We start from the raw sequence: 16,842 nt of genomic DNA on the forward strand, positions 1-16,842 counted from the left end.
TTACAACGTTGATTATTAATATAAATCAGTTTCCTGCCACTATAAAACTTCACCCAAACAAGGGGATCTGGAAAATTCATAAAGACTGTACAATCAATAAAATAAAACCATAAATCTCGGTAATTCCCTCTTTCTACTTAAGTATTATTTTACCTTCGACAATACTATTAAATTAATTTCATAGATTTGATGAATAATTAGCTTTAAAAATTAGCAAAATAACAATACGTGCTTTAAACTAAAACACCTAAAGTTCAAGTAATGAGTTAAGAAAAGGAGTTCCACATGGCTAAACTGGAGGCTCATAACGCCATTTTACTTGCGGAGAACAATTTACAATCGATACTACTAAAAGAGTCTATAGAACAGAAAGTTAACCTGAACATAAAACTCATATCACCGGAAAGGCTCAGTGCTAAATCCCTAAAAAACGATGACTTAGTTCTGATTATTATTGATTTCCCGACAATGAGTAAGCAATACATTGAGAAATACCAGGAGCTCAGAGATGACGTAGCAAGTGATGTCCATGAAGTGCTACTCAATACACCAGGCGATTTCCCGCACTCTGAAATGCTTAAATGGCAGTATCTTGTCGGCATTTTTTATACGTCGGACACGCTTGAAAAGCTCGTGGCCGGCTTTAACTGCATTTTGCAAGGCGAGATGTGGATGAGTAGAAAGCTCATTTACCAGTACATTAGCTTCTACAGAGAGAGGCAGTGCGCGAAAACCAGTCCTTATTACCTCAAGCTGACCAAACGCGAGCAGCAGATCATTAAGTTACTCGGTGATGGAGCATCTAACACTCAGATAGCAGATACCCTCTATGTCAGTGAGAATACGGTCAAAGCACACCTTCACAACACGTTTAAAAAAATCAAGGTGAAGAATCGCTTACAAGCTTTGATCTGGGTTAAGAACAACGTTGCGACAAATGAGTTCGTCCAATAGACCTAACTCTCTGCCCTCAACCATAAACAGTCAATGCAGTTAGAATGTAGAAATCCCAAATACAAAAAAGCCGTAGCATTTCTGCTACGGCTTTTTCTAATGTGGTCGGTGAAGAGGGATTCGAACCCCCGACCCTCTGGTCCCAAACCAGATGCGCTACCAAGCTGCGCTATTCACCGAGATATCTAACTGGCTCATTGCCTGTCGATGGAGCGTATAATACGGGTTCTGAATTTATCCGCAAGGGCTTTTTCTCATATTTATTGCGATTTTGAATCGTTCGAACAAAAGACATACAACAACGAGCATGATGTGACGAAAAACACACAGTTACCAACAAGTATTTAACTTATGAAACAGGATTGATCCAGATCAGTGAATTGATAATGCTTGTTAATACACTAAGCCATGTCATATAACTTTGAGGTATACACATGGACTTTTGGCTAGATCTCCTATTTGGTAATGCGGTGGGACTATCTTCAATGATAGTAATCTTCGGGGCTCTGGGTCTCATGATGTTTTATGGAGGCTTCTTCATATACAAAGTTATGACTGAAAAATCTCCTCACTAGAATCGCTCTGCCTAAATCATTTACTTTTAAGTATTCTTTTACTTTATAAGTAAATGTCAAAACGCTTTGCACCGGAGCAGACTTATTGTCTTCTCCGGTTTTTTCATTTTTAAACCTAACCTCAACTTAGGTATACTTACCCTATCCTTCTCCAACTTGAGATACACACTATGTCTCATGATGATGACTTAGATCTATTCCAAGAAATGATGGGCGATGTTAAACGTATCAACCATGACACCGCTGAACACCAGAAAGTACACCGAGTCACCGAATCTCACCTTGCTAAGCGTGAAGCCGCTATGTGGCTGTCTGACGACGAGAAAGACTACTTATCGTTAGATTACTCGCCAATGATCAAGCCAGACGATGTCGTTGCTTATAAAAAAGACGGTGTACAAGAAGGCGTATACAAAAAGCTGCGCCTAGGCAAATACCCTATTCAAGCCAAGCTCGACCTTCATAGGAAAACACTGAAAGACGCACGTAACGAAGTGCTTTCATTTTTGCGTCAGTGTTTAAGAATGGATGTTCGTACTGTCATCATTGTTCACGGTAAGGGTGAGCGTTCGAACCCACCAGCAATGATGAAAAGCTACGTGGCAAATTGGCTTACGCAAATCAACGACGTTCAATGTGTTCATTCTGCTCAGCAATTTCATGGTGGTACGGGCGCAGTCTATGTCATGCTCAGAAAGAGTAATGAGAAAAAGCTAGAGAACAGAGAGCGCCATCAAAAACGCACCAGTTAATAGGTTGAGATAGATAAATGGACTACTAACGATTTTGCATCAAGATCGATATTTCGTGCCTAGACTCACACCAAGTGCTAAAATTACCTCAGTTAACGAATTTCAACTCAAAGCAACTATCCAAAGGTTGCTTTTTGTTTATCTACATTTCCGTTGTGAAACGCTAAGAGAATATCATGTCACAAGAATCCCAAGCTAAACGCCTTAATAAATACATCAGTGAAACTGGTTTTTGCTCACGCCGCGAAGCCGATAAACTGATTGATGCAGGCCGAGTTACTATTAACGGTAAGATCCCTGAAATGGGTACTAAAGTCTTGCCAGGTGATGATGTTGAGATCGACAATAAGCCTGTTCGCTCAAAAGAGAAGCCGATTTACATTGCTCTCAATAAACCAACAGGTATCACCTGTACGACTGAGCGTGATATTCCTGGCAACATCGTCGACTTTATTGGCCACCACAAGCGCATTTTCCCGATTGGTCGTCTAGATAAGCCTTCTGATGGCCTTATCTTCCTAACCAATGACGGCGACATCGTAAACAAGATCCTACGTGCAGGTAACAACCACGAGAAAGAATACGTGGTGCGTGTAGATAAGCCGATTACGACGGAATTCTTGAAGCAAATGGGCGCTGGCGTTCACATTCTCGATACAGTCACTTTGCCATGTAAAGTAGAGAAAGAGACTAAGTTCTCATTCCGAATTACGCTAACACAAGGCCTTAACCGCCAAATTCGCCGTATGTGTGAAGCGCTCGGTTATGAAGTATTTAAACTGCGTCGTGTTCGTATTATGAATATCTCACTAGACGGTATTCCTAACGGCAAATGGCGCTACCTGAGCGACGAAGAGATCACTGAAATTTTAGCGATGTGTGAAGGCTCAGTAAGTACGGAAGATGCGTCAAAAATGAACGCGAAAGGTCAACGCATTCGCAAAGCGACTGACGCGAAACTTTTTGATAGCCGTGAAGAGAACCAAGCTTCAACAGCACGCCGTAATCAAAACGAGAACCGTACACGCACCTACCGCGGTAACAATGCGGATGAATTCCGTCATGCACCTAATTCAAAGCGTGGCCGCAATTCATCGAATGGTGAAAGCGGTGGTAATACCGAGAACTGGAAATCGAACTCTCGTTCAGAGCGTTCTAATTCAGATAGAAATCGTTCGGATCGCAATCGCACAGATCGCGATAATACCGATCGTAGAAGCGGGAAGCCGGCAAACCGCAGCCAAGATTCAAACAGACCGAACAAACCTGCACCAAAGCGTGTTGGTGGTACTTTAGGTCTGAAGAAGTAGTCTGAATCAGTAAGACGAGACTCTCGATATAAAAACGCCCGCTAGATTAGTCTAGCGGGCGTTTTTGTTGGTCATTCGATAGTTTTATCATCATGACGACGACAATCTATAAACATAAATCAGCAAACTGGCCGCGAGTCAGAAATGTTAAGTCTTTTGGGTCTAATTCAATCTCTAGCCCACGCTTACCTGCACTCACACATATCGTTTCAAAATCTGTCGCACTGGAATGAACGAAGGTAGGCAGTGCTTTCTTCTGACCAAGCGGACTAATGCCACCAACAACATAACCCGTGGTTTTCTGAGCAATATCTGGATCAGCCATCTCTGCTTTTTTGCCTTTCGCCGCTTTTGCTGCCAGCTTTAGGTTTAGCTTCTGGTCGACAGGAATAACGGCGACTGCCAAATCTTTCGCCACACCATTCAAGCAGAACAACAGCGTTTTGAATACACGTTTGGGATCTTGACCAAGCGCTTCAACGGCTTCTAAACCATAGTTCGTATTATTGGCATCATGATGGTACTGATGCACGCTATGAGCGATTTTCTTTTTCTTGGCGAGATTGATTGCTGGGGTCATAACAAATCCAAACGATAGATAAACAAAAAGCGACGCCGAGGCGTCGCTTTAGTTAAATTTATCATGGTGCTAGAGTCAATCTAATTTAGCACCTATTGATACAATTGCTTGGATTCAATTACTTGTAAACTATTTGGCCTGAAGGCGCGTACTTGTTCACGTCAACCGGGCTGTTTGCTTCTAGGTACTCTTTCAGTACTTCAGCATCAACAAAACCAGTATTTACGTAACCTGGGTGATCAGACAGTTTAGGGTAACCGTCACCACCAGCAGCGTTAAAGCTTGGTACTGTGAAACGGTAAGTTTCGTCTAGACGAAGCTGTTTGCCACCGATGAATACATTCGATACTTCACCGTTCGCTACTGTCATAGAGATTCCAGCAAACTGAGCGTAAGCACCAGAATCGATTGGTTTAGTCGCTACTACATTTAGGTAATCCAGAACTTCTTTACCCGTCATGTCTGTGTAAGTCAGGATGTTTGCAAAAGGCTGTACCTTCAGTACATCTTTGTAAGTAACATTACCGGCTTCAATTGAGTCACGAACGCCACCAGAGTTCATCACAGCGAAGTCTGCTTTTGCACGCTCCATGTGAGAAGTCGCAATCAAACGACCTAGGTTGGTCTGTTGGAAACGAACGACGTTACGATCGCCTTCAAGCTTGCCATTTGTCTCAGCGATTTGAACTTCTAGCTGTGCCTGACCTTGCTCTTGGAAAGGACGTAGGAATTCAAGTAGCTCTGGGTCTTGTGCGATTTCATCTTGAATAAGAACACGTTGCTTCTTACCGTCGATCTTAACTTTCTTCTTAAGGTTAACTGGAATCAGGTCGTAGCTCACCATCTCTAGCTCGCCATTACGGAATTCGTAATCAGCACGACCTACGTACTTGCCCCACTCGTGAGCTTGAACGATGTAAGTACCGTTCTGTACGTCAGGCTTACACTCATCACCCGGCTTGAAGTTTTTCTTCGCAACGTTAGGGCCTTCCATACATACAGGCTCTTGAGAGTGACCACCAACGATCATGTCTAGATCGCCTTCGTTTAGGTAACGAGCAAGTGCGACATCACCCGGAGCATTAACACCACGTTGGCCATTTTCGTAGTGACCCATATGAGTCACAGCAAAGATTAGATCCGGTTTTTCTGTTTCTTTAAGTTCAGCGATTAGCTTCTTCGCTTCTTCTTTAGGATCACGGAAGTCGATGCCTGCGATAAATTCAGGGTTACCAATCTTTTGGGTATCTTCAGTTGTTAAACCAATAACCGCAATCTTGATGCCTTGCTTTTCGAACATCTCGTAAGCTTGGAACTTACGTTCACCTGTCGCTTTATCGTAGATGTTTGCAGATAGCATTGGGAAGTTAGCCCAGTCGATCTGCTTTTGTAATACGTCTAAAGAGTTATCAAACTCGTGGTTACCCAATGCCATGGCATCGTAACCAATTTTGTTCATACCTTTAAAATCAGGTTCTGCGTCCTGAAGGTCTGACTCTGGAACACCCGTGTTGATGTCACCGCCAGATAGAAGCAACACGCTACCGCCTTCTGCTTCAACTTCTGAACGAAGTTGGTCAACTAGCGTTTTACGTGCAGACATGCCGTATTCGCCATATTTATTCTGCCAGAAACGACCATGGTTATCGTTTGTGTGAAGAATCGTTAGCTTGTAAGTTTCGTCTTGGTTCCAATCATGAGCTGATTGAGACGCACACCCAGCTAGAGTAGCTAGGATTGCAGCACTTAGTGCTGTCTTTAGAATAAGGCGTTGCTTCATTGTCATACCTTTGAACTTTTTAGGGGAATCCACTGCTTTTTATAATCTATTGCGACCCCTTTCCTGGAGTTCGAACAATAAGACTTCAACATGACTAATCTTAAATTAACATTCTAGATGTAACACAACGATTTCATATTTATGTCGAATTGGTCACGCATAGGTCAACAGTTAAGTGTAACAAAATTATGAGATTACACTCAAACTTCCCCTGCATCACAAGCAATCGTTTACTTACAAAGTGTGATGAATATCAGTAATTTACTGCAAACAGGACTGACCTCACACTCATATAAGAGTTTCTTAGGTAATAACCCGCCACGTTAACAACTCTTTAAATGAACGGTTTATGTTCGGCTGCTTTTACGAGATTAAAAAAAGCCCAATTCAGAGAACTGGGCTTTCTTAGATCAACTTTGTTAAATAACGTTTCCGTTACTTCACATCCATCTCAATTATTTAATATCAATATGCTCAAAGCCTTTGATAAGGTCATCAAGTGCTTTCATCTGCTTCAAGAACGGCTCTAGTTTGTCTAGAGGTAGCGCAGATGGGCCATCACAACGAGCTTGGTCTGGGTTTGGGTGAGCTTCAATGAACAGACCCGCAATACCCGTAGCAAGACCCGCTTTAGCAAGTTCAACCGTTTGCTCACGACGACCGCCAGATGCAGCACCTGATGGGTCACGCATTTGTAGAGAGTGCGTCACGTCGAAGATGATTGGGCTACCGTTTGAAGACTTCTTCATTACGCCAAAGCCAAGCATATCCACAACAAGGTTATCGTAACCCATGCAAGCGCCACGCTCACAAAGGATGATGTTGTCATTACCGCACTCAGCGAACTTATCAACGATGTTGCCAACTTGATTCGGGCTCATGAACTGAGGCTTCTTCACGTTGATTACTGCGCCAGTCTTAGCCATTGCTTCAACAAGATCAGTTTGACGAGCTAGGAATGCAGGTAGTTGGATTACATCAACCACATCCGCAACAGGCTGAGCTTGAGCTTCTGTGTGGATATCAGTAATGATCTTCACGCCGAAAGTATCTTTCAGCTCTTGGAAGATTTTGAGACCTTCTTCCATTCCTGGACCACGGTATGAATGAACTGAGCTGCGGTTCGCTTTATCAAAAGACGCCTTAAATACGTAAGGGATGCCCAGCTTCTCGGTTACTTTTACATAGTGCTCACAGATCTGCATAGCAAGATCGCGAGATTCAAGAACGTTCATGCCTGCAAATAGCGTAAATGGCTTGTCGTTAGCAATTGGCATATCGCCAATATGAACTGTTTTCTGTTCCATCATATTCTCTCTAAATAATTATTAATTAGTGAACGACCACTGTCTTTTCGTTCATGACGTTCACTTGAGATTTCAGTAACTCAGATGCCGGGTCATCTGGGCATTGGTCGATAAAGTATTGATAATCGGTTGCGGCTACTTGGTGACAGTCTAGCTGCTGATAGATAAAACCGCGGTCACGGATTTCATATGGGTCATCAGGTACAAACGTCAAAGCAAGGTCAGTACACTTCAATGCAAGTGTATAACGCTCTTCTCGCAGCAGTGCACTCTTGAGCAGGGCTAACCACTTACCAATAATTGTTGGGTGGTCGGCGACTTCTAAGTGCTCAGGTTTCACCTTAGCTAATGGGCCATCATGGCCAATTAACCATGCTCGCAGCGTTTGTTCGCCAACATACTCACCGTTATAAGGGTTAATATAGGCTGCAGCTTGCCCGTACCAACTTACTTTAAGTAAGAATTGAGTCGGGAAAGAGACGCCCTCTACAGGAAAGCCTAGCTTGCGACCTAGAAAAAGAAAGATCGCCCCCAGACTCACTGGAATGCCTTTCTTTCTCTCAAGCACTTTATCGATGAACGCGTTTTCCGAAGAGAAATACGCATCTTTATCGCCAGCAAAACCCCATTCATAAAAGAATAGTCGAATAAAAGATTCAAACTTCTGCTGTTCATCGGTTTCATTAACCAAAGCAAACTCGGCGTCTTTTAACAATCTCACCAGCTCTTGCTCTGCCCAACTGTCTTGAGTTTCTGGGTTAATCGCTTTATTTAAGATCAATGCACCTTCAGCTAACTCTAGCTGGTCAAAGTCTTCATCAAAAAATTCGTACATAGATAGTTAACCGAAATAAGGAGATAATTAACCGAAAAATGTTGGTGTCTTGGTCATTGCGATTTTGCCTGCCATCGCTAACCAGCCAAGCGCACCAAAGAAAGAGAATACTCTCAGTAGCTTGTTTTTACCTAGCTTAAGCGCAAAGAAACCTAATGCGATGTAAGCCATAACACAAGTTAGTTTTTCGGTTAACCATGGTGCTGCTGGTGTAAATGGAATAAAGCCAGTGATGAAAATCAAACCAATACCCGATAGCAATAGCAACGAGTCATTGATATGAGGGAAACGCTGCAAGAAAGGATGCTTAAGCTTAGGTGAGTTAGCCATCATAAGAGCGAAACGAATCGAGAGAAGTAGCGCACTTATAGCAATCGTTAATAGGTGAAAATGTTTTAGACCTTCGTACATGGTATTCCTTTATATTTTTATATGTGCTTTCGTTAACACGAGCCTCACAATACCCGTTAATGCTCTGTAGTTCTGCATAAAATCTCTGTATTTCTGCGTTAAATGCATTATCGGGTTAAATGTATTGTCGAGTTAAAGGTATCAATTTAGCAAGTTCATCATCCATTGCTCACAAGACGATTAACAATCACTAACTATGAACAGTAACGACCCAATGTCACTCGGTCATTACCACCGTAATCTTTCTCTGTGACAACATCGAGATAACCGAGCGCCTGCATAATCTCACGAACTGCCAAACCTTGGTCATAGCCGTGTTCAAATGCTAACCAACCTTCATTTTCCAAAAAGCCACGTGCGTTTTCAGAAATGTATCGAATATCTGCAAGCCCTTTCTCTTCAGTAACCAGTGCTGTGATCGGCTCAAAACGCACATCGCCTTGAGACAAATGAGGATCATTCTTCTCAATGTATGGCGGGTTAGAAACAATCAGAGAGAATTTCACAACGCCTTCAGAGCTCAAAGGCTCAAACCAACTACCATGCAAAAAAGTCGCATTGGTGATGTTGAGACGCTGTGCATTCTCTGTCGCAAGCTGCTGCGCTTCAGGGCGAAGATCAATACCCGTCACCTGTCGATTCGGCATCTCAGACGCTAATGCTAACGCGATAGCACCTGTACCTGTCCCTAAATCGAGAATCGCGCCTTGCTTGCCAAAGGTTTTATCCAACGCTACTTCAACCAAACGCTCGGTATCTGGGCGTGGGATTAATGTAGAAGGGGAAACTTTTAACGGCAGTGACCAAAACTCACGCTCACCGATAATGTAAGCCACAGGCTCACCGGTTAAGCGACGTTTTAGAAGGGCATTGAATTCAGACTCTTGCTCAGAGGTGAGATGCTTCTCAGGCCAAGTCAGTAGGTAAGATCTTGGTTTATCTAAGGCGTGACAAAGCAGTACCGCGGCATCAATAGAGGGTGATGTGTTATCACCCTCTTGAAGCTTTACGATTGCTGCTTTTAAAGCACTTTCAACCGTATATGCTGACTGCATACTGGTTAGTTGTTCTCTGCAAGTGCAGCAAGCTGATCGGCTTGGTGCTCTTGAAGTACAGGATCAAGCAAGCTTTGCATGTCACCTTCAAGTACTTCGTTAAGACGGTAAATTGTAAGGTTGATACGGTGATCCGAAACACGGCCTTGTGGGTAGTTGTACGTACGAATACGGTCACTACGGTCACCCGAACCTAGTAGGTTACGACGTGTATCAGAAACCGCTGCCGCGCGGCGCTCTTCTTCTGCTTGAACAATACGAGCAGCAAGAACAGCCATCGCTTTCGCTTTGTTTTTATGCTGAGAACGCTCGTCCTGACACTCTACTACTGTACCCGTTGGTAAGTGAGTAATACGGATTGCTGAATCCGTGGTGTTAACGTGCTGACCACCCGCGCCTGATGCTCGGAAAGTATCAATTTTAAGGTCGCCCGCTTTGATTTCTGGAAGATCCGCTTCTGGGATCTCAGGCATAACCGCAACCGTACATGCTGACGTGTGAACACGGCCTTGAGATTCGGTTTCAGGTACACGTTGTACACGGTGACCGCCTGACTCAAACTTCATGGTGCCGTAAACAGCGTCGCCACTAACCTTAGCGATCATCTCTTTGTAGCCGCCTTGCTCAGAAGCATTGCTGCTCATGATTTCAACACGCCAACCTTTCTTCTCAGCAAACTTAGAGTACATACGGAACAGGTTGCCCGCGAAGATACCTGCTTCATCACCACCCGCACCTGCGCGGATTTCTAGGAAACAGTTACGCTCATCGTTTGGATCTTTTGGAATAAGAAGAATCTGTAGCTCATCAGTCAGACGCTCAATTGCTGCTTTCGCATCTTTGATTTCATCTTGAGCCATTTCACGCATTTCTGCGTCGTCTTCGTTTGCCATCTCTTCAGCAGCTTCTAGATCTTCTTTCGCTTGCTGGTATGACTGGAAGCAAGCTGTCACTTCTTCAAGTTGAGAGTATTCTTTCGAAAGTGCACGGAATTTGTCTTGATTCCCGATTACATCTGGATCACCAAGTAGATGTTGAACTTCTTCATAGCGTTCAACAAGTGTTTCAAGCTTTACTAGAATCGAGGCTTTCATAATGTCTTATCTTGTTGGAGGTCTAATATTATTGAGGGTTTTCTAAGCCCAAACTCTGTCTAATGACCATTAATTTTGCAGGTTCTCCTTGCTCAGCTGCACTTTGAAGTGCGCGCGTTGGAGCATGGATCAATTTGTTTGTGAGCTTATTGCTGAGCTCGAGTAAAACTTTTTCAGGGTCACCGCCAGCGGCAAGCGATTGTAAACTTTTACTTAATAATTCTTCGCGGATTTCGTTAGCCGATTTACGGTAATCTCGAATACTGTCTACCGCTTGTAAAGAGCGCATCCAACTCATGAACGCGGCACTTTCTTCACTGACGATCGCTTCAGCTTGAATCGCTTCAACTTTACGTTGTTCGATATTGCCATCAACAATCGACTGCAAATCATCAACCGAATAAAGGTAGGCATCATTTAGATCACCAACCTGCGATTCCACATCACGTGGAACGGCAATATCAACCAATAACATCGGCTGATGCTTTCTTGTTTTTAGAGCAGTCTCAACCATACCCTTACCGATAATAGGCAATGGACTTGCGGTTGAGCTAATTACGATGTCCGCTCGATGAAGATGATCAGGGATCTCATTCAAGCTGATCACTTCAGCACCAAATTCTTCTGCTAGCCCTAGAGCACGTTCTCGAGTTCGGTTCGCCACAATCATTTTTGTACAGCCATTCGCCGAAAGGTGCTTAGCCACCAGCTCAATGGTTTCACCCGCACCAACCAGTAACACGGTTGAATCTGCGATGGATTCAAAAATATGCTTGGCTAAGGTACAGGCTGCGTAAGCTACAGAAACCGCGCTTCCGCCGATTTCAGTTTCAGTTCGAACACGCTTCGCAACAGAAAATGATTTCTGGAATAGTTTTTCCATTGAAGCATCAACGGATTTGTTCTCTCGCGAGTCCGTATACGCTTGCTTCACCTGACCTAAGATCTGCGGTTCACCCAAGACTAAAGAATCCAAACCACAAGCAACGCGCATTAAGTGTTTAATCGCCGCCTGCTCTTCATGGATATAAAGGCTTGGCTTTAGCTCTTCTGGGCTAACTTGATGGAAAACCGACAACCAATCGATGAGTTTGTTTTTAGCCACGCCTTTAACGTCGCAATACACTTCAGTTCGATTACAGGTAGAAAGTATGACACTTCCATTCACGTGTGCATTTGCGTTAAGTTGCTTGAGTGCCTCAGATAATTTATCTGGACCAAAAGCGACTTTTTCTCGCAATTCAACCGACGCTGTATTGTGATTGATACCTACGGCAAGCAAAGACATGTATCAGAAGTTCTCGATCAGGGAATGGAAACAAGGGGCGAATTTTACTTGATGCATGGCTCTATTTAAAGAGCAAGCGGGATTTGTTTTCCTGAGTTCGTGAATTCAATGCTATAGTTGAAGCGTTTTTTAGATAAATTTGAACAAGTTGTGAGCAAACATGAGCAAGCTTCTCAAAATCGCGTCTCTTATTTTTATGGCCATAACTATGGTGGGTTGCTCGTCTATCCCAGAACAACCAACCAGCGTTGAATGGCAAAGTCATCAAGATCGGCTTTTACAGATAGACAACTATCAAGCCTCAGGCAAGCTCGCTTACATTTCCCCAGAGCAACGTCAAAGCCTAAATTTCATTTGGAAACATTCACCAAATCAAAGTCAATTAAGGCTCACTACTTTTCTCGGTCAAACTGCACTGAACCTAACCATAGATCCATCGGGTGCAAAAGTCGTGACCTATGGCGATCAAGTATTTACTCATGCGAGCGCTTCAGTCTTGGTTGAGCAGCTGACAGGTTTACAGATCCCTATTGATCACCTGCCACAATGGTTCCTTGGCATTCCAGACCAAGCCGATAGCTACCAATTGAACACGACCAACACGCTTGAATCTCTCACCAAACAAGTCAGCAACCAATTATGGACACTGAGTTTTGCTAACTATCGCAATACAGAGATGCCGAATAAGCAACTATCGGGTGAAGACAACACTAAGGTAGAGATAATCCCACTCCCTACTCGATTGTCATTCAAGCAAGACAATAACAAAATCAACATTGTAGTTTCGAAGTGGACACTGAAAAGATGATAACAACGCCAACCCATTGGCCTTCTCCGGCTAAACTGAATTTATTTCTCTATATCACTGGTCGACGTGACAATGGCTATCACGAACTTCAAACTTTATTTCAGTTTGTCGATTTTGGTGATGAACTGACGGTTACCGCAAACTCAGAAACTAGCTCGATAACAATCACACCAGAAATCCCTGGGGTAGCACTTGAAGACAACCTGATCTGGAAAGCCGCTACTGCGCTACAGCAATATACCTCAACCTGTTTCGGTGCCGGTATTGAACTCAAGAAAGTACTGCCTATGGGTGGCGGTATTGGCGGAGGCTCTTCAAATGCAGCAACCGTGTTGGTCGCTCTGAATTATTTATGGCAACTCAACCTGTCAGACGATCAACTCGCCGAGATCGGTTTGAAGCTTGGTGCTGACGTTCCTGTCTTCGTTCGAGGCCACGCCGCCTTTGCTGAAGGGGTTGGAGAACAATTGTCACCAGCTAATCCGGATGAAAAATGGTATCTAGTCGCCAAACCTCAAGTGAGCATAGCAACTGCAGACATATTCAAACATTCAGAATTAACTCGAAATACGCCAAAGCGAGCGCTAGCAACGCTTCTAGAGCAAGAATACGTAAACGATTGCGAAAAAATTGTGCGAATGCTGTACCCAGAGGTTGATAAGCAACTTTCATGGCTGCTACAATACGCGCCGTCGAGATTGACTGGTACAGGTTCGTGCGTTTTTGCTGAATTTAACAGCAAAAAAGAAGCCGAATTGGTGCGAGAACAACTGCCTGACACAGTTTCCGCTTTCGTAGCGAAAGGAAGAAACATTTCTCCTTTAAAAGAAACTCTGGCTGAATACCAATCAGCCCACCCACAATCTATTTAAAACTGGACGCAACCCGAGGTTTCCACCGTGCCTGATATGAAGCTATTTGCTGGTAACGCAACACCTGAACTAGCCCAACGTATTGCTGATCGTCTATACATCTCTCTTGGCGATGCTACTGTAGACCGTTTTTCTGATGGCGAAGTCGCTGTTCAAATCAATGAAAACGTTCGTGGTAGCGATGTATTCCTGATTCAATCAACTTGTGCACCAACCAATGACAACCTTATGGAATTGGTGGTAATGATTGACGCAATGCGCCGTGCTTCTGCTGGCCGTATTACTGCTGTAATCCCTTACTTCGGTTATGCCCGTCAAGATCGTCGTGTACGTTCTGCTCGTGTGCCAATTACTGCAAAAGTTGTTGCAGACTTCCTTTCTAACGTTGGCGTTGACCGCGTTCTTACTATCGACCTACACGCAGAGCAAATCCAAGGCTTCTTCGATGTACCTGTTGATAACATCTTCGGCACTCCAGTTCTTCTAGAAGACATGGCTAACCGTGGCCTAGAAAACCCAGTAGTGGTTTCTCCAGACCTTGGTGGTGTTGTACGTGCTCGTGCAACGGCTAAAGCGCTAGGTGATGTTGACATCGCTATCGTTGATAAGCGTCGTCCACGTGCTAACGTTTCTGAAGTAATGAACCTAATCGGTGATGTTGAAGGTCGTGACTGTGTTATCGTTGATGACATGATCGATACGGGTGGCACACTATGTAAAGCAGCTGAAGCGCTTAAAGAGCGCGGTGCTAAGCGTGTATTCGCTTACGCAACTCACGCTGTTTTCTCTGGTACTGCTGCGAACAACATCAAGAACTCTGTTCTAGACCAAGTTATCGTAACGGATTCTATCTCTCTATCTCCAGAGATGGCTGCGACGGGTAAAGTGACAACACTTAGCCTTTCTCGCATGCTTGCTGAAGCGATTCGTCGTATCAGCAACGAAGAATCAATCTCAGCGATGTTCAACTAATCAAAGCCCAATAGCTTTTTTTACAAAAGCTTGGTTTTAGAAACACGCGAGAGAAAGATATTAAGCACTTCAGTCAATGAAGTGCTTTTTTTATGTCTGAGTAATATTGCACTGCTAGTTATCACAAACAGGAATAATCGCGCAGCTATCAGCTAGCTCGCACCTTTTTCATAAACTGTGATATCATACGGCGCTTTTTGAAATCCCAAGAGAGATCCATACCTTGAGCCAACAAATAAAACTTCTCGTTGGACTGGCTAATCCAGGTCCAGAATACGCCAAAACTCGCCACAACGCGGGCGCTTGGGTAGTTGAAGAATTAGCGCGTGTACATAACGTGACACTAAAGAACGAACCAAAGTTCTTTGGCCTAACGGGTCGTATCATGGTTCACGGTGAAGATCTTCGTTTGCTGATCCCAACGACTTTTATGAACTTGTCAGGCAAAGCAGTTGCAGCCTTAGCAAAGTTCTACCAAATTAAACCAGAAGAGATCATGGTCGCTCACGATGAGTTAGATCTGCCTCCTGGTATTGGAAAGTTTAAAAAAGGTGGTGGTCATGGCGGACATAATGGTCTGAAAGACATCATCAGCAAGCAGGGTAACAATAAAGAATTCTATCGTCTTAGATTAGGCATCGGCCATCCAGGACACAAAGATAAAGTTGCAGGTTATGTATTAGGCAAAGCTCCTCAAAAAGAGCAAGAGTGTATCGAGGCCGTCGTTGACGAATCGGTTCGCAGCCTAGACATCTTATTAAAAGATGGCCTACCAAAAGCACAAAATCGCTTACATACGTTCAAAGCAGAATAAGGTTTATATCATGGGTTTTAAATGTGGCATCGTTGGTCTACCAAACGTTGGTAAGTCAACTCTGTTTAACGCACTGACTAAAGCAGGCATCGAAGCAGCAAACTTTCCATTTTGTACGATCGAACCAAACACAGGTATCGTTCCGGTTCCAGATCTACGCTTAGATGCATTAGCAAAAATTGTTAATCCACAGAAGATCCTTCCAACGACAATGGAATTCGTAGATATCGCGGGCCTAGTTGCTGGCGCATCTAAAGGTGAAGGTCTTGGTAACAAATTCCTAGCTAACATCCGTGAAACTGACGCTATCGGTCACGTTGTACGCTGCTTTGAAAATGAAAACATTGTTCACGTTGCTGGCAAAGTATCTCCAATTGAAGATATCGAAGTGATCAACCTAGAACTTGCACTGGCTGACTTAGACAGCTGTGAGCGTGCAATTCAACGTAACGCGAAGAAAGCGAAAGGCGGCGACAAAGACGCTAAATTCGAAATCACTGTACTAGAAAAGCTACTTCCAGTTCTAACTGAAGGTGGTATGGCACGTACTGTTGAACTTGGCAAAGAAGAAGCGGCAGCAATCGGCTACCTAAACTTCCTAACGCTTAAGCCAACAATGTACATCGCAAACGTTGCAGAAGATGGTTTTGAAAATAACCCATACCTAGACGCTGTTCGTGAATACGCAGAAAACGAAAACAACGTTGTTGTTGCTGTTTGTGCAGCAATCGAATCAGAGCTTTCTGAGCTTGATGACGAAGATCGCGAAGAGTTCCTTGCGGATATGGGTATCGAAGAACCAGGTCTTAACCGAGTGATCCGCTCTGGTTACGAACTACTGACTCTTCAGACTTACTTCACAGCTGGTGTTAAAGAAGTTCGTGCTTGGACAATCCCTGTAGGTGCAACTGCGCCACAAGCAGCGGGTAAGATCCACACAGACTTCGAGAAAGGTTTCATCCGTGCTGAAGTTGTTGGATTCGATCACTTCATCGAATTTAACGGTGAGAGCGGTGCGAAAGACGCAGGTAAATGGCGCCTTGAAGGTAAAGAATACATCGTTAAAGATGGTGACGTTGTTCACTTCCGCTTCAATGTATAATTCTGATTAAACATCTAGAAAAAAGGCCAGTGAATTCACTGGCCTTTTTGTTTTTCCCCTTTCTAAATTGTCCCTCACCAAAAACTTAACTTCCTATATATATCGCCTTTTAGACCTGTTTTTTGTCGACAAATACGCCTCTTTGCCTAAAAAGAAACCGAACAGATGTTTATTCGCGATTTATTCAAAAAAAAAGTTGACGGGTTTCACTCAACTCCGCATAATGCGCCCCGTTCACAGCGAAGCGGCAACGTTTCGAAATGAGCAACAATATGGAAATGGCTACTTAGCTCAGTTGGTTAGAGCACATCACTCATAATGATGGGGTCGCAG

At 43.7% G+C, this 16,842-nt stretch carries 17 protein-coding genes and 1 tRNA gene; 9 read left to right on the forward strand and 9 right to left on the reverse strand.

Annotated elements, in window-relative coordinates; genetic code table 11:
* Window positions 1–285: 285 nt before the first annotated feature.
* Entirely contained in the window at window positions 286–954 is a 669-nt protein-coding gene (locus ACED41_RS19585) for a LuxR C-terminal-related transcriptional regulator (protein WP_017064159.1), read from the forward strand.
* Between the two features lie 102 nt (window positions 955–1,056).
* Here ACED41_RS19585 and ACED41_RS19590 read toward each other — a convergent pair.
* Window positions 1,057–1,133, reverse strand: a tRNA-Pro gene (locus tag ACED41_RS19590).
* A 255-nt stretch (window positions 1,134–1,388) separates the two neighbouring features.
* On the opposite strand from ACED41_RS19590, the gene ACED41_RS19595 reads away from it, so the two are divergent.
* The 3 genes from ACED41_RS19595 to rluF all read left to right on the forward strand — a co-directional run bounded on the left by ACED41_RS19595 (window position 1,389) and on the right by rluF (window position 3,591).
* Window positions 1,389–1,529 (forward strand): DUF3149 domain-containing protein, encoded by a 141-nt coding sequence (locus ACED41_RS19595; RefSeq protein WP_017062321.1) that lies wholly within the window; start codon window positions 1,389–1,391, stop codon window positions 1,527–1,529.
* Window positions 1,530–1,699: 170 nt separating this feature from the next.
* Window positions 1,700–2,281, forward strand: a complete 582-nt coding sequence (gene smrA, locus ACED41_RS19600; RefSeq protein ID WP_171733546.1) for a DNA endonuclease SmrA — start codon at window positions 1,700–1,702, stop codon at window positions 2,279–2,281.
* A 176-nt stretch (window positions 2,282–2,457) separates the two neighbouring features.
* Entirely contained in the window at window positions 2,458–3,591 is a 1,134-nt protein-coding gene (gene rluF / locus ACED41_RS19605) for a 23S rRNA pseudouridine(2604) synthase RluF (RefSeq protein ID WP_017064161.1), read from the forward strand.
* A gap of 106 nt (window positions 3,592–3,697) precedes the next feature.
* Here the strand turns inward: rluF and ybaK are convergent, their stop codons facing one another.
* The 8 genes from ybaK to hemA all read right to left on the reverse strand — a co-directional run bounded on the left by ybaK (window position 3,698) and on the right by hemA (window position 11,941).
* On the reverse strand, window positions 3,698–4,171 hold the full coding sequence (gene ybaK, locus ACED41_RS19610) for a Cys-tRNA(Pro) deacylase (protein ID WP_017066863.1): 474 nt from the start codon (window positions 4,169–4,171) through the stop codon (window positions 3,698–3,700).
* A gap of 118 nt (window positions 4,172–4,289) precedes the next feature.
* Window positions 4,290–5,951 carry a bifunctional UDP-sugar hydrolase/5'-nucleotidase UshA gene (gene ushA, locus ACED41_RS19615; RefSeq protein ID WP_017066864.1) on the reverse strand — a complete coding sequence of 554 codons (1,662 nt, stop codon included), beginning with the start codon at window positions 5,949–5,951 and terminating at the stop codon, window positions 4,290–4,292.
* A 455-nt stretch (window positions 5,952–6,406) separates the two neighbouring features.
* On the reverse strand, window positions 6,407–7,261 hold the full coding sequence (kdsA, locus tag ACED41_RS19620) for a 3-deoxy-8-phosphooctulonate synthase (RefSeq protein ID WP_017069619.1): 855 nt from the start codon (window positions 7,259–7,261) through the stop codon (window positions 6,407–6,409).
* A gap of 22 nt (window positions 7,262–7,283) precedes the next feature.
* Window positions 7,284–8,093: a SirB1 family protein gene (locus ACED41_RS19625; protein ID WP_371720982.1), complete on the reverse strand. Its 810-nt coding sequence runs from the start codon at window positions 8,091–8,093 to the stop codon at window positions 7,284–7,286.
* A gap of 27 nt (window positions 8,094–8,120) precedes the next feature.
* On the reverse strand, window positions 8,121–8,504 hold the full coding sequence (locus ACED41_RS19630; protein WP_009848726.1) for a SirB2 family protein: 384 nt from the start codon (window positions 8,502–8,504) through the stop codon (window positions 8,121–8,123).
* 194 nt (window positions 8,505–8,698) lie between these two features.
* Window positions 8,699–9,559, reverse strand: coding sequence for a peptide chain release factor N(5)-glutamine methyltransferase (gene prmC / locus ACED41_RS19635; protein WP_371725507.1), 861 nt, complete (start codon window positions 9,557–9,559; stop codon window positions 8,699–8,701).
* A gap of 5 nt (window positions 9,560–9,564) precedes the next feature.
* Complete coding sequence (gene prfA, locus ACED41_RS19640) at window positions 9,565–10,653, reverse strand: peptide chain release factor 1 (protein ID WP_017062313.1); 1,089 nt, start codon at window positions 10,651–10,653, stop codon at window positions 9,565–9,567.
* Between the two features lie 28 nt (window positions 10,654–10,681).
* Window positions 10,682–11,941 (reverse strand): glutamyl-tRNA reductase, encoded by a 1,260-nt coding sequence (hemA, locus tag ACED41_RS19645; RefSeq protein WP_017062312.1) that lies wholly within the window; start codon window positions 11,939–11,941, stop codon window positions 10,682–10,684.
* Between the two features lie 160 nt (window positions 11,942–12,101).
* Between hemA and lolB the strand changes: the two genes are divergently transcribed.
* The 5 genes from lolB to ychF all read left to right on the forward strand — a co-directional run bounded on the left by lolB (window position 12,102) and on the right by ychF (window position 16,509).
* Window positions 12,102–12,749 carry a lipoprotein insertase outer membrane protein LolB gene (gene lolB, locus ACED41_RS19650; protein WP_017067135.1) on the forward strand — a complete coding sequence of 216 codons (648 nt, stop codon included), beginning with the start codon at window positions 12,102–12,104 and terminating at the stop codon, window positions 12,747–12,749.
* Window positions 12,746–13,621, forward strand: coding sequence for a 4-(cytidine 5'-diphospho)-2-C-methyl-D-erythritol kinase (ispE, locus tag ACED41_RS19655; protein WP_371725508.1), 876 nt, complete (start codon window positions 12,746–12,748; stop codon window positions 13,619–13,621). Before lolB ends, ispE begins: the two co-directional genes overlap by 4 nt.
* A gap of 27 nt (window positions 13,622–13,648) precedes the next feature.
* Window positions 13,649–14,593 (forward strand): ribose-phosphate pyrophosphokinase, encoded by a 945-nt coding sequence (locus ACED41_RS19660; protein ID WP_004739814.1) that lies wholly within the window; start codon window positions 13,649–13,651, stop codon window positions 14,591–14,593.
* Between the two features lie 223 nt (window positions 14,594–14,816).
* Entirely contained in the window at window positions 14,817–15,407 is a 591-nt protein-coding gene (pth, locus tag ACED41_RS19665; protein WP_004739815.1) for an aminoacyl-tRNA hydrolase, read from the forward strand.
* 10 nt (window positions 15,408–15,417) lie between these two features.
* Complete coding sequence (ychF, locus tag ACED41_RS19670; protein WP_010439159.1) at window positions 15,418–16,509, forward strand: redox-regulated ATPase YchF; 1,092 nt, start codon at window positions 15,418–15,420, stop codon at window positions 16,507–16,509.
* Window positions 16,510–16,842 lie beyond the last annotated feature (333 nt).

Origin of the sequence: Vibrio sp. 1F255 (genome assembly GCF_041439145.1) — a bacterium.
Taxonomy (GTDB): domain Bacteria; phylum Pseudomonadota; class Gammaproteobacteria; order Enterobacterales; family Vibrionaceae; genus Vibrio; species Vibrio crassostreae_C.

Bases quoted from the DNA above. Each gene is read 5' to 3' on its own strand.
- ACED41_RS19585 (WP_017064159.1), top strand. From the start codon at position 286: ATGGCTAAACTGGAGGCTCATAACGCCATTTTACTTGCGGAGAACAAT.
- ACED41_RS19595 (WP_017062321.1), top strand. From the start codon at position 1,389: ATGGACTTTTGGCTAGATCTCCTATTTGGTAATGCGGTGGGACTATCT.
- smrA (WP_171733546.1), top strand. From the start codon at position 1,700: ATGTCTCATGATGATGACTTAGATCTATTCCAAGAAATGATGGGCGAT.
- rluF (WP_017064161.1), top strand. From the start codon at position 2,458: ATGTCACAAGAATCCCAAGCTAAACGCCTTAATAAATACATCAGTGAA.
- ybaK (WP_017066863.1), bottom strand. From the start codon at position 4,171: ATGACCCCAGCAATCAATCTCGCCAAGAAAAAGAAAATCGCTCATAGC.
- ushA (WP_017066864.1), bottom strand. From the start codon at position 5,951: ATGAAGCAACGCCTTATTCTAAAGACAGCACTAAGTGCTGCAATCCTA.
- kdsA (WP_017069619.1), bottom strand. From the start codon at position 7,261: ATGATGGAACAGAAAACAGTTCATATTGGCGATATGCCAATTGCTAAC.
- ACED41_RS19625 (WP_371720982.1), bottom strand. From the start codon at position 8,093: ATGTACGAATTTTTTGATGAAGACTTTGACCAGCTAGAGTTAGCTGAA.
- ACED41_RS19630 (WP_009848726.1), bottom strand. From the start codon at position 8,504: ATGTACGAAGGTCTAAAACATTTTCACCTATTAACGATTGCTATAAGT.
- prmC (WP_371725507.1), bottom strand. From the start codon at position 9,559: ATGCAGTCAGCATATACGGTTGAAAGTGCTTTAAAAGCAGCAATCGTA.
- prfA (WP_017062313.1), bottom strand. From the start codon at position 10,653: ATGAAAGCCTCGATTCTAGTAAAGCTTGAAACACTTGTTGAACGCTAT.
- hemA (WP_017062312.1), bottom strand. From the start codon at position 11,941: ATGTCTTTGCTTGCCGTAGGTATCAATCACAATACAGCGTCGGTTGAA.
- lolB (WP_017067135.1), top strand. From the start codon at position 12,102: ATGAGCAAGCTTCTCAAAATCGCGTCTCTTATTTTTATGGCCATAACT.
- ispE (WP_371725508.1), top strand. From the start codon at position 12,746: ATGATAACAACGCCAACCCATTGGCCTTCTCCGGCTAAACTGAATTTA.
- ychF (WP_010439159.1), top strand. From the start codon at position 15,418: ATGGGTTTTAAATGTGGCATCGTTGGTCTACCAAACGTTGGTAAGTCA.